The sequence below is a fragment of the Arthrobacter sunyaminii genome, from assembly GCF_018866305.1.
GTDB lineage: Bacteria > Actinomycetota > Actinomycetes > Actinomycetales > Micrococcaceae > Arthrobacter_B > Arthrobacter_B sunyaminii.
The window spans coordinates 3,517,001-3,529,124 of record NZ_CP076456.1 but is presented as its reverse complement, the minus strand read 5'-3'; the positions used below and the strand labels follow the sequence as shown (position 1 = coordinate 3,529,124).

Below are 12,124 nucleotides of genomic sequence, written 5' to 3'. Positions count from 1 at the left end.
AATCAGGCCTTGCGGTAGGTCAGGTCGAAGATCAGGCGGCCGGCTTGGTGCGCCTTGTTCTCGAAGCTGGTCAGGGTGCGTCCCGCAAACCGCGGCGCCCACCCTCCCCGGGTGTCGACGTCGTCCACCGGAGCCTTCTTTTCCAGGCCTTCCCGGTTTACGCGCGTCAGCGGGCTGTCCTCGCCGGCCTGCTCGCCGTCGTGCAGATTCACAAACCGGGCGGACGCGTCGAGGACTTCACGCATCTGCACAGCGTAGTCGGACCAGTCGGTGGCCAGGCGCCAGATACCGCCCGGCACCAGGACGCGGGCAACCAGCTCGGCAAATTCATCCTTGACCATGCGGCGCTTGTGATGGCGGGTCTTGTGCCAGGGATCGGGGAAGAACACCCAGACTTCATCCACGGAACCGGCGGGAAGCATAGTGGTTAGGACCTCGGGAGCATTGGCTTGGACCACGCGGACGTTGGTGAGCTCTTTTTGGCCGATGCGCTGCAGGGTCTGGGCCAGGCCGGGAAGGTAGACCTCCACGGCGAGGTAATTCTTGTCCGGATTCTGTTCAGCCGCATGAGTCACGGCTTCACCCAGGCCGGAACCGATTTCCACCACCAGGGGAGCGGTGCGTCCAAACTCGGCGGCGGCGTCGAACACGTAAGCGGGATCCACTGAGGTATCCGCTTCCGCACGCGGAACGTCAATGACAAACCGGTCCGACAGTTCATCCCAGGCCTGCTGGCGGCGGCCCTGGAGGCGGGAACCGCGCCGGACAAAGGACACCGGCGAGCGGAAGTGCCGGGGGTCTGAAGTCTCGTCCGGCGTGCTTGCGTCCGCCGGACTTTCAGCGTTCAGGGATCCGGTGTCGGGCAGGGCTGGTTCAGTAGTCATTACTGTTAATGTTATCGGCTGCGCCGCGGCGTGTTTGCAGGCATGAAACTGTCCACAAATGCCTCTCCCCGGACAGTTCCAGGACCCTCCGTGCGGGCGGCGATTAGGAAACTGGGCACAAACCGGTAAACTGGACGAAGTTGTTGTGACTGCCGCGCCTAAAAGCCGCGTGTGTAAGCAGCGCAACCTGCGTCGATGAACGCTTTCTTTTGTCCCGCCGGTCACATAAGGCCGAGCCACTGGACACTGTCTGACTTTTCTTCGGCGAACCCCGGTGCCATACGGCGTTGGGGCCACTTACCGAAAGTTGCTTGTCTTTTAATGACTACTTTTGCTGCCCTTGGTGTACCCAAGGCTCTGGTTTCCTCCCTCTCCGCTTCAGGAATTGACGAAGCATTCCCGATTCAGGTTGAAACCCTTCCCGATACCCTCAAGGGCCGCGACGTGCTCGGCCGGGGCCGCACCGGCTCCGGTAAGACCCTCGCTTTCTCACTTCCGCTGGTCACCCGGCTGGCTGAGGCTGAAGCGGCCTACCGCCGCAAGCCGAACCGCCCGCTGGGCCTGGTCCTGGCACCCACCCGCGAACTGGCCACGCAGATCAACAACGTGATTGAGCCGCTCGCCAAGGAACTGGGCCTGACCACCACCGTTATTTACGGCGGCGTTTCCCAGCAGCGCCAGGAAAAGGCACTCAAGGCTGGCGTTGACATTGTCATTGCCTGCCCCGGCCGGCTCGAAGACCTCATGAAGCAGAAGGTCATCAGCCTGGAATCCATTGAAATCACTGTGCTCGATGAAGCCGACCACATGGCTGATCTCGGATTCCTGCCGGTAGTCCAGCGGCTGCTGGACCGCACCCCCGAAAAGGGGCAGCGGATGCTGTTCTCCGCCACGCTGGACAACGGCGTGGACAAGCTCGTCCGCCGTTACCTGTCCAACCCGCTGACCCACTCGGTGGACGAGCCGCAGGCAGCGGTGTCCACCATGGAGCACCACGTGCTGCTGGTTCAGGACCAGACGGCCAAGAAGCTGCTCGTCAAGGAACTGGCTTCCGGCTCGGGCCGCCGCATCATGTTCATGCGCACCAAGCATCACGCCCGGAAGATGGCCAAGTTCCTGACGGACAGCGGAATTCCCACCGTTGACCTGCACGGCAACCTGTCCCAGAATGCCCGCGACCGGAACCTGGCGGAATTCTCCTCCGGTGACGTGCGCGTGCTGGTTGCCACCGACGTCGCAGCCCGCGGCGTCCACGTGGATGACGTGGAACTGGTCGTCCACATTGATCCCCCCACGGAGCACAAGGCGTACCTGCACCGTTCAGGCCGTACGGCACGCGCCGGTTCGTCCGGAACCGTTGTCACGCTGACGCTGCCGGAACAGAAGAGTGAAGTGTCCAAGCTGATGAAGGCTGCGGGCGTTGACGTCTCCATCGAAAAGGTTTCGCACAATTCTCCGTCCATCGCCAAGCTGATCGGTGACCGAGCCGCTGTTGTGGAGCCGCATGTGCGCGCCGCCCAACTGGCATCGAAGTCTCCGCAGCAGGGCGGCGGCCGGTCCACCGGCGCCAATGCCCAGCGCAAGCGCGCCGCCCGTTCCACCACCGCACCCCGTGCCGGCGGCCGGGGCGGATCCGGCGGACGCGGACGTGTCTCGGCTGAGCGCAGTGAACGCAGCGAGCGTGACCGCAACGATTTCACTCCCGATGCTCCCCGTGCCCAGCGGTCGCAGGACGGACGCCGCGGCGCTGCTGCTGCGTCCACCGCGCAGGGCCGCAACCGCCGTCCGGCCACCGGCCAGCGCGCCGGTGATGTTGCTCCGGCAGGCGCAGGCCGTTCGGCTTCCGGATCGCGTGCGCAGGCACCCTCCGGTGCCGGCCGTCCCGCACGAGGCGGCGGTCCCCGCCGCGCCACGGCTCCGGCGTCGAATGAGCGCCGTTCCCGCTAAGGTTCAGCACTAAAGCGCAAAAGGCGCCTGTTCCCTTTGGGGGCAGGCGCCTTTTCTGTGTTCGCTGGTGCGTTCCGGGTTAGTCCAAATCGTAGAAGGACACGACGGCGGCGAATCCGCGTCCCAGCACTGACGGGCGTTCATCGGCACCGACCACGGTGTCCAGCGGCTCAAGTGCTGTTGCTGTACCACCGTCCGCGGTAACCGTGGCGCTGCCGTGCAGCAGGACCAGGAACTGGCCGGATCCAAGCGTCTGCGGATTCTTCTTGGACAATTCGGCCACCATCACCGCGGCGCCGGTGGTGGTGCGGTCCGCAAGCGTGTTGAGCACCGTGACAGGCCCGGTGGGCAGGGCAGCCTCCACTGCGGAGTCTCCGGAATAGCGGAACGGGCGGAACTTCTCCATCCCGTGTTCGGCGCCGTCCACGGTGAGGACCAGCAGTTCACCCTCCACCGGAACCGTAATCCGGTCCATTCCCGGAAAGGCCGTGAAAGCACCGGGCTTGTCGATGGAGGCAACGCTGAGGCGCCATCCTGTTCCTGATGCGATTTCCTTGACCCGGCCGTTGTTCTTTCCCCAGGGAACCGAGGGAAGTTCCGGGAACCGGATGATCGGGGAGGCAGCATTCACTGTGCTGGTCACGGTTTCCTTACTCGGCTCTTTTACTCGACGGAAGGCTGCGGCTTGGCGCCGCGCAGGTAATGCCTGCGGGCTGCGCTGTTGATTTGGAAACTGCGGCCGCTGGTCTCCGCCGGCTCAATCCGCATGAAGTGGTTCTTCTCCCCGGCCTGCCAGGGGAACAGGGGAAGCTCCTCTGAGGCGAGGACCTCCTCGATGGACTCCAGCTGGGCTGCCGAGCCCTTCAGGACAACGCTCCAGGCGAAACCAAGCCGGTCATCGTAACCGTCAACCTCGAAAGCCACTGCAGCGCCTTCCAGGGCTGCCCGAAGCTTGGTGCCTTCGGCGGTCCGGAAGACAACGGATCCCCGGTCCACGACGAAGTTGATCGGGAAAATCTCGGGGTGCTCGTCGGCAATGACGGCCAGCCGGCCGATCGGAGCCTGGCGGATGTAATCCCAGCACTGGTTGGCGGTCAGTTCCACGGGCTTGTCAGCAGGTGTCCCGGCATCATCTTTGATTGGCAACATTCCTCCAGTCTAGTTGTACGGGCACCGACCACAATGAACGGGCGTCCGGGACATGGTGCTGCAGGCCACGGTGCACCACAATGAGACGATGAACCTCATCCTGAACCTCATCTGGCTCCTGTTCGGCGGCATCTGGCTGGCGCTGGGATATGTGCTGGCCGGTATCGTGTGCTGCCTGCTGATCGTGACCATCCCGTTCGGCATCGCGTCTTTCCGGATCGCGTCTTACGCCTTCTGGCCCTTTGGCCGCACCATAGTGGACCGCGGCGGCGCACCCGGGCTGCTGTCCACGGCGGGCAACGTCATTTGGCTGGTGGTGGCAGGGGTGTGGATCGCCGCCGGGCACATCATGACGGCCATACCGATGTTCATCAGCATCATCGGCATTCCGCTGGGCATTGCGAACCTGAAGATGGTGCCGATCTCGCTGATGCCGCTGGGGAAAGTCATTGTTCCCACCGGGCGTCCCGGCATCATGCCGTATGGCTCGGCTGAACCGTACGGCGCTTACGGGCCCGGCGGAGGCTACGGACCCGGAGGGCAGTACGGACCTCCCCGCGGAGGGCAGTACCGGGGCTAAGGCTGGCCGGCGGCACCGTCCAGGAAAGCCTTCATCAGCGGGCCGCCCGAGGTGGAGCCCAGTTCGCCTTCGGCCACAAACACCGCCACAGCCAGGTCACCCTGCACGGCCACCACCCAGGCATGCGTGCGCGGCGGGGTCTCGCTGCCGAATTCCGCCGTACCGGTCTTGGCCAGCACCGGTTCTCCCGGGACGTCCACCAGCATGTTGGCGCCGCCGTCGGTGACAACGCCGCGCATCATGTCGCGCAGCGAAGTGGCCTCTGCCGCAGTGAATGCTCCGGCGCCGCCGGCGCCTGTGGGCGCCGGGGAAGGGGACAGTGAAGCCGGTGCTGACGACGATCCTGACTCTGCGCCCGCTGTTTCTGCCTCGGGACCGGGGGTAACCAGCAGCGGAGTCACCCGTTCGCCCTTGCCCACGGATGCGGCGGCAACGGCCAAAGCCAGCGGAGAGACGAGGACTTCGCCTTGACCGATCATGGACGCTGCGTGTGCCGTTCCATCGGCTTCTTCCGGGACGGAGCCGAAGAACGCGGGTACGCCCATGGAAGCAGAAACCCCGATGCCCAGATCCTGTGCGGCGGAGGCCAGCGCGTCCTGCGGCACCGTGTCCCGGGTATTGATGAAGGCGGTGTTGCAGGACTGCGCAAAAGCATCCCGCAGGGGAATCTCCCCGACAAAGGCGGCCGGATAGCTGCCTGCATTGTTGAATTTGCGGCCGTCAACGCTGAGTTCCGCCGGGCAGGAGAGCGAACTGTCGGGCGTGACTCCCTGCCGCAGCAGGGCCAGCGAGGTGGCAATCTTGAACGTTGAGCCGGGCGGATACTGGCCCAGAAGCGCAGTCTGCTGTCCCTCGCTGCCGGGCCCGTTGGCCACGGTGAGGACGTCTCCGGTTGAGGGCTGGATGGCGACAATGGCCGACGCCGACGGCTCGTCTTCCAGAATCCCCTCAGCGAGGGACTGCAGCCGGGGATCGAGGGTGGTTTGCAGAGCCGTGCCGTCCTCGGAATTGATGCTGAAGACGATGTTGTTGCCTGACGTGTTCTCAAGGGTGACCGCGACGCCGGGGGTGCCCTGCAGCTGCTCGTCATATTGCTGCTGCAGTCCGGAGAGTCCGGTCTGGTTGCCGGCGGAAAGACGGCCCTCGGATTCCTCGATCAGCTCTGCAGTGGCCTCGCCCACCGTGCCGAGCAGTGCGCGGGCAAAGGTCCTAGTGGGGGCAAGCACCCGGGAATCGGGAATTGACAGCGCGCCCGGAATGCCGGCGAGGGCTTCCGGAGTTACGGGGCCGTCCGCCTCTTGGCGCTGCACGATGGCTTCGACAAAGGCCTCGGGGCCGGACGCCGCCACCTGGGCCGCGTAGCCTGCCGGATCCAAACCTGCGAGTTCGGCCAGCGCAGTGGCGGAGGCCGCCTGCCGGTCCTCCGGAATGTCCGGCTTGTTGATCCCGATCCGGAGCACGGGGCGGGAGCCCATCAGGGGCTGGCCGTTGCGGTCCAGAACGTCGGCGCGCAGTCCGGGAGATGTGGTGCGGACCAGCCGGTCGCCGTCGGCGAGGGACTCGAAGAGCACGGAGGGGGCCCACTGGACCTGCCAGGCGTCATCTTCGCCGCGTCGCAGCTGGGCGGTGCTTTCATAGGACCAGTCCGGAGCCGAGTCCATGTTCACATCCCAGGCGTAGGCCAGGCGGACGGCGGCGGCGTCGTCGTTCTCCGCGTCTTCATCGATCCCGGCCACGGTGACGGCGGGACGGACCGGGCCCATGCCGGCCAGCAGCGTCTCCAGTTCGGTGTTCACCTGGGCCGGCGTACCCGCGGTGAAGGAGGACGCCGACACATCAGCGTTGCTGAGGCCTTCCGCCAGCGCTGCGGCGGCATCATCGGGCGACGGCTTCTCGCTGGAGCAGGACATCAGCGTCAGCGTGAGAGCCGAAACAGCCAGGACGGTTGTGAGTGCGCGGTTTTTCCCCATCCGGTCAGGGTACCCGTGCCCGGGGCCGGTCAAAGACATAAGACACACGCCGAGGGCGGCCGGATATCCGGCCGCCCTCGGTGCTGCGGGGGTATGCGTGCTGCGGGGGAGTGCTAGGCCGTACGGGCAGCCTTGACCAGTTCAGCACAGCGCTCACCGATCATCATGGTGGTGATGTTCGGGTTGACGGTGACCAGTTCCGGCATCGCCGATGCATCGGCGACCCGCAGGCCGGTTACCCCCTTGACCCGGAGCTGGGGATCCAGCGGGGCCATCGGATCATCGGCGGCGCCCATGCGTACGGTGCCGGCCGGATGGTAGACGGTGTTGTGGGTTTTTTTGATGTATTCGGTGATCTGCTCGTCCGTCTGCACGTCCTTGCCCGGATACAGTTCCTCGCCGGCCCATTCCGCCATGGCAGGCTGGGCAACGATCTCGCGGGCCTTCTTGATGCCCGCCACCATGACCCGCATATCGTGCGGATCGGTGAAGTAGCGCGGATCCACCATCGGCTTGTCCCGGAAATCCCGGCTCCGCAGCCGCACCGTGCCGCGTGAGCGGGCGTGGGTGACGTTCGGGGTCAGGCAGAAACCGTTCTCCGTGGTGGGGTAGCCGTGGCGCAGGGTGTGCATGTCGAACGGAACCGAGCCGTAATGGAACATCAGGTCCGGACGGTCCAATCCGTCTTCGGTGGGCGTGAAGACGCCAATCTCCCACCACTGGGTGGAGGTTTCCGGCATGGGTTTCCTGGCCTCCCACTGGATCACGCCCTCGGGGTGGTCCTGCAGGTTTTCGCCGACGCCGGGGGAATCCACCCGGACCGAAACGCCGCGCTCCTCCAAGTGCTCCTTCGGGCCGATGCCGGAGAGCATCAGCAGTTTCGGGGAATCGATGGCTCCGGCGGAGAGGATGACTTCCCGACGGACGCCCAGGTGCCTGGCGCGGCCAAACGGATTGTCGACGACGTCGACGCCGGTGCAGCGGTTCGCGTCGTCGAACGTGAGTTCCTTGGCGAGGTACCCGGTAAGCAGGGTGAAATTCTTCCGCTCCATGATCGGGTGGATGTAGGAAACGGAGGAGGAGGAACGGGTTCCATCGGCACGGCGGTTGATCTGGAAGAAGTTGGCGCCGTTGATCACCGTTTCCCCGGTATTGAACTTCACCCGCGGGATGCCGGACTGCTCGCAGGCATCCAGGAGGGCGACGCCGCAGGGATCATTGGCGGGGATGTTCATCAGGTGAACCGGGCCGGAGTCGCCGTGATGGGGTGCATCCGGGCCGGCGTCCTCATTGGTCTCGAGCTTCCGGTAAAGCTCCCAGGCCATCTTGGCATTCCAGCCCTCGGCGCCGAACTTGGTTTCCCACTCGTCAATGTCTTCGCGGGGAGCCCAGAAGGCAATGCAGGAGTTGTGGCTGGAGCAGCCGCCCATCACCTTGGCGCGGGCGTGGCGCATAAAGGAGTTGCCGTTTTCCTGCGGTTCAATCTGGTAATCCCAGTCATAACCGGATTCCAGAAGTTCCATCCACCGGTCCAGCTGCAGGATCTCCTCCAGCCCGCGGTCATCGGGGCCGGCCTCGACCAGTGCCACCTCGACGTCGGGATCTTCGCTCAGGCGGGCCGCTACAGCCGCACCGGCGGACCCGCCGCCAACCACGATGTAGTCGAAGTCCGTCTTGTCAGCCATTCAGTGTTAGCCCTTTCCGTGATCGGTGAACCAGCCGGTCACCTGCGGGTTGATGTTGTGGTAGATGTGCTTGGCTTCCTGGTATTCGCCCAGGCCGGTCGGGCCCAGTTCGCGGCCGACGCCGGACTGGCCGTAGCCGCCCCACTCAGCCTGCGGCAGGTACGGATGGAAGTCGTTGATCCAGACGGTGCCGGCACGCATCCGCCGGGCAACGCGCTGGCTCTTGCCGGCGTCCTGCGTCCACACCGCACCGGCCAGACCGTAGTCGGTGTCATTGGCCAGTTCCACGGCTTCTTCCTCGCCGTTGAACGTTTCCACGGTCACCACCGGGCCGAAGGCCTCATCGAGGAGGGCGGAGCTGCCGCGCTTCACGTTGTCCAGCACAGTGGGCGCATAGTAGAAGCCCTTTTCCAGCTCGCCGGTGCCCCAGGTGCCGCCGCAGCGGATCCGGGCGCCTTCTTCCACGGCCTTGTTGACGTAGGCGGTGACCTTGTCGCGGTGGGCGGCGGAGATCAGCGGACCGGTTTCGGCGTTCTCGTCGAAGGGCCCGCCCATGCGGATCATCTTGGCGCGGCGCACCAGTTCGTCCACGAACCGTTCGGCGATCGGTTCTTCCACGAGCAGGCGGGCGCCGGCGGAGCAGACCTGGCCGGAGTGGACAAACGCGGCGTTCAGGGCGTTGTCCAGTGCGGCGTCGAAGTCCGCGTCGGCGAAGATGACGTTGGGGTTCTTGCCGCCCAGTTCCAGGGCGACCTTCTTCACCGTCTTCGCTGCTGCACCGGCAATCACCTTGCCGGTGGCCACGCCGCCGGTGAAGGAGACCAGGTCCACATCGGGGGACTCGGAGAGGGGCGCGCCCGCCACGGCCCCGGCACCGAGCACCAGGTTGGCGACACCGCGGGGCAGCCCGAGTTCTTCAAGCACCTGCATCATCAGGATGGAGGTGTGCGGGGTCAGCTCGGAGGGCTTGAGGATGAAGGTGCAGCCCGCGGCCAGCGCGGGGGCGATCTTCCAGGCGGCCTGCAACAGCGGGTAGTTCCACGGGGCGATCAGCCCGCACACGCCCACCGGCTCGTATTCGATCCGGCTGACGACGTCGTTGTTGCCGGCGTCGACAATCCGTCCCGCATTGAGGGCGGCAATCTTGCCGAAGTAGGCGAAGCAGGCGGCGATGTCGTCCATGTCGATTTCGCTTTCCACCAGCCGCTTGCCGGTGTCCAGCGTTTCCGCGCGGGCAAATTCGTCCTTGCGTTCGCGCAGCCGGGCTGCAACCTTGAGCAGGAAGTCCCCGCGCTCCGGGGCTGGGACTGAAGCCCACTCCCCGCGTTCCCAGGCGGCCTTGGCTGCGGCAATGGCCTTTTCGGTATCCTCCCGGGTCGCCTCGGATACCGCGGCGACGAACTCGCCGTCGGCCGGGTTGTGGATCTCACGAATGCCGCCGTCGGATGCGGGCACCCACTGGCCGTCGATGAACAAAGTGGCGGTTGTCATGCTCGTTCCTCCTCGCTGATGAAATCAGCTTCCCAGTTGTCTTTCGGAACCTGGTCCTCCGTGATGGAGGTATTGCCCGGCACTTCACGGTTGAGGTGCAGGAACTCCAGGTGGGTCTCGTAGTGGTCCAGGACATCGGTGATGACCTGCTCCTTCGTGTACCCCATGAGGTCGTAGCCGTGGCTGCCCTCCAGGGAGAACACCTCCATGCGGAAGTACTTGCTGTCCGTCGACGCGTTGGTGGCGAAGGACGGCGTGTCGTACTGCACGGGGTAGATCTGGTATTTGAAGACGCGTTCCTCGGCCATCCCCACATGCAGGTCCAGGTGATGGATGCCGTGCGGTGCGGCCTCGCCTTCACCGAGCACGACGTCGGCGCCGCGCTCCTTGAGTTCGTCATGGACTTCCTGCAGGGCGGGCCGCGCCACGGCCTGGATAAAGCGTTCGGCCTGCCGCGGACCGGGGTAGGTCATGACCCGGGACAGCCGTTGGCGCCAGCTGCGGCCGCTGCGTGCGTCCAGGCTGCGGCCGGCAATGATGTTGGGCAGCGAGGCCCGGTAACTGTCCGTCAGGGAGTTCTCCACCCGCAGCGCCTTGTAGACGCCGAGCATGATGAACAGCAGCAGGATGGACAGCGGCAGGCCCATGATGATGGTGGCGTTCTGCAGCGTGGTTACCCCGCCGACCATCAGCATGGCCAGGGTGAGCAGGCCGGTGACAACGGCCCAGAAGATACGCAGCCACTTGGGGCCGTCCGAATTCGCATCCTTCAGGTGGGAGGTGAAGTTGGCCATCACCAGGGCACCGGAGTCAGCGGACGTGACATAGAACAGCAGGCCGGTGAACGTGGCGATAGCCGCAGTCGCCGGTGCCCACGGGTACTGCTCCAGAAGGCCGTAAAAGGCACGTTCGGGCTGGTTCATGGCCACCTCGCCGAAGGCCGCGTTGCCGCCCATCACCAGCTCCAGGGCGGAATTGCCGAAGATGGAGATCCACAGCAGGATGAAAGCGAACGGTACAACCATGGTGCCCAGCACAAACTGGCGGATGGTGCGGCCGCGCGAAATCCGGGCCAGGAACAGGCCAACAAACGGAGCCCAGGCAATCCACCAGGCCCAGAAGAACAACGTCCAGGAACTCAGCCACACATCGGGGCGGTCGTAGGCCATGGTGTCCATGGTCATGGCGGGGAAACGGCTCAGGACATCGCCGATGTTCTGGACGATTCCGTCCAGCAGGAAGTTGGTTTTGCCCGCAATGAGCACAAACAGCATCAGGCAAACGGCGAGGATGACGTTGAGTTCGGACAGCCGGCGGATGCCCTTCTCCACGCCGGAAACCACTGACACTGTGGCCATGATGACGGAGAGCGCAATCAGCGCGATTTGCACCGTCAGGTTCTCGGGCAGCCCGAACATAAAGCTCAAACCGTAGTTCAGCTGGACGACGCCGATGCCGAGGGAAGTGGCGATACCGAAGATGGTGCCGAGCAGGGCGGCAATATCCACGCCGTGGCCCAGCGGGCCGTCGATTTTCTTTCCGAAGATCGGATACAGGGCGGACCGGATGCTCAGGGGAAGGTTGTGCCGGTAGGCGAAGTAACCCAGCGCCAGGCCCATCAGTGCGTACAGCGCCCATCCCGTTATCCCGTAGTGGAACAGCGTCAGCACCAGAGCCTGACGGGCCGCTTCGGCGGTGGCGCCGTCTCCCGTCGGCGGAGCCAGGTACTGGGTGACCGGTTCTGAGACGGAGAAGAACATCAGGTCGATCCCGATACCCGCTGCAAAGAGCATGGAGGCCCAGGTGAAGAGTCCAAACTGCGGTTTGGAGTGGTCCGGACCCAACTTGGTCTTGCCCACCCGGGTCAGTGCCGTGACCAGCACAAAAACCACCACGAGGGTGACGACCAGGAAGTAGTACCAGCCCATGTTCGTTGAAACCCAGCCGACCATGGACCCGATGACCGTCTCGGCGTTGTCAGTGGCAAGCATGGCCCACAGGGCAATGGCCAGGATTCCGGTAGCTGAACCGATGAAGACCGTTTTATTGACTCGGGTTCCCGGCGCAGCGGTGTCCGCTGTCTCCGGTTCCGCAAGTTTGCTCATGGGGGCAAATCCTTCGGGTTTCAATGGAGTTTTGGCATGCTCCGGCAGCCAACCATCCTGCACAGCCCGGCAGTGCAGCCTCCGGCATTTTCCTCGGAAAGGGCGTACGGCAGCTGGGCTTCGGTGCGGCAAGGGGGGACAATCCGAACCTATCAAATGCCTGCTGCGGGCCTCCATTTCTATGGTTTTAGTCACAGGCGTACTGTCATTCAATGAAGCCGCGAACCCTGTGCAGCGTAGATTTTCCCTGCTACCGTCGTGGAAAACCGGCCCTCCGCGGCCCTGTCGCATACCCGCTTCAGCGATTCCTCCC

At 64.6% G+C, this 12,124-nt stretch carries 8 protein-coding genes and 1 pseudogene; 2 read left to right on the top strand and 7 right to left on the bottom strand.

Annotation, left to right across the window (positions count from 1 at the left end; translation table 11 throughout):
• Positions 1-2: 2 nt before the first annotated feature.
• On the bottom strand, positions 3-884 hold the full coding sequence (gene trmB, locus KG104_RS15980) for a tRNA (guanosine(46)-N7)-methyltransferase TrmB (protein WP_207347721.1): 882 nt from the start codon (positions 882-884) through the stop codon (positions 3-5).
• 321 nt (positions 885-1,205) lie between these two features.
• Between trmB and KG104_RS15975 the strand changes: the two genes are divergently transcribed.
• Positions 1,206-2,831: a DEAD/DEAH box helicase gene (locus KG104_RS15975; RefSeq protein WP_104053130.1), complete on the top strand. Its 1,626-nt coding sequence runs from the start codon at positions 1,206-1,208 to the stop codon at positions 2,829-2,831.
• Positions 2,832-2,910: 79 nt separating this feature from the next.
• Here KG104_RS15975 and KG104_RS15970 read toward each other — a convergent pair whose 3' ends face one another.
• Positions 2,911-3,474 carry a HutD/Ves family protein gene (locus tag KG104_RS15970; RefSeq protein WP_104160246.1) on the bottom strand — a complete coding sequence of 188 codons (564 nt, stop codon included), beginning with the start codon at positions 3,472-3,474 and terminating at the stop codon, positions 2,911-2,913.
• Between the two features lie 20 nt (positions 3,475-3,494).
• On the bottom strand, positions 3,495-3,980 hold the full coding sequence (locus KG104_RS15965) for a pyridoxamine 5'-phosphate oxidase family protein (RefSeq protein WP_104160247.1): 486 nt from the start codon (positions 3,978-3,980) through the stop codon (positions 3,495-3,497).
• Between the two features lie 88 nt (positions 3,981-4,068).
• Here KG104_RS15965 and KG104_RS15960 point away from each other — a divergent pair.
• Positions 4,069-4,449, top strand: a pseudogene (locus tag KG104_RS15960) (YccF domain-containing protein); the annotation flags it as partial.
• Between the two features lie 107 nt (positions 4,450-4,556).
• Here KG104_RS15960 and KG104_RS15955 read toward each other — a convergent pair.
• The 4 genes from KG104_RS15955 to betT all read right to left on the bottom strand — a co-directional run bounded on the left by KG104_RS15955 (position 4,557) and on the right by betT (position 11,811).
• Positions 4,557-6,530, bottom strand: a complete 1,974-nt coding sequence (locus KG104_RS15955; RefSeq protein WP_207347723.1) for a penicillin-binding transpeptidase domain-containing protein — start codon at positions 6,528-6,530, stop codon at positions 4,557-4,559.
• Positions 6,531-6,643: 113 nt separating this feature from the next.
• Positions 6,644-8,215 carry a GMC family oxidoreductase gene (locus KG104_RS15950; protein WP_207347724.1) on the bottom strand — a complete coding sequence of 524 codons (1,572 nt, stop codon included), beginning with the start codon at positions 8,213-8,215 and terminating at the stop codon, positions 6,644-6,646.
• A gap of 6 nt (positions 8,216-8,221) precedes the next feature.
• A complete protein-coding gene (locus tag KG104_RS15945; RefSeq protein WP_207347725.1) occupies positions 8,222-9,706 on the bottom strand; it encodes an aldehyde dehydrogenase family protein in 1,485 nt (494 codons plus the stop codon).
• On the bottom strand, positions 9,703-11,811 hold the full coding sequence (betT, locus tag KG104_RS15940) for a choline BCCT transporter BetT (protein ID WP_207347726.1): 2,109 nt from the start codon (positions 11,809-11,811) through the stop codon (positions 9,703-9,705). Before betT ends, KG104_RS15945 begins: the two co-directional genes overlap by 4 nt.
• Positions 11,812-12,124: the final 313 nt, after the last annotated feature.

Bases quoted from the DNA above. Each gene is read 5' to 3' on its own strand.
- betT (WP_207347726.1), bottom strand. From the start codon at position 11,811: ATGAGCAAACTTGCGGAACCGGAGACAGCGGACACCGCTGCGCCGGGA.
- KG104_RS15945 (WP_207347725.1), bottom strand. From the start codon at position 9,706: ATGACAACCGCCACTTTGTTCATCGACGGCCAGTGGGTGCCCGCATCC.
- KG104_RS15950 (WP_207347724.1), bottom strand. From the start codon at position 8,215: ATGGCTGACAAGACGGACTTCGACTACATCGTGGTTGGCGGCGGGTCC.
- KG104_RS15975 (WP_104053130.1), top strand. From the start codon at position 1,206: ATGACTACTTTTGCTGCCCTTGGTGTACCCAAGGCTCTGGTTTCCTCC.
- KG104_RS15965 (WP_104160247.1), bottom strand. From the start codon at position 3,980: ATGTTGCCAATCAAAGATGATGCCGGGACACCTGCTGACAAGCCCGTG.
- KG104_RS15955 (WP_207347723.1), bottom strand. From the start codon at position 6,530: ATGGGGAAAAACCGCGCACTCACAACCGTCCTGGCTGTTTCGGCTCTC.
- trmB (WP_207347721.1), bottom strand. From the start codon at position 884: ATGACTACTGAACCAGCCCTGCCCGACACCGGATCCCTGAACGCTGAA.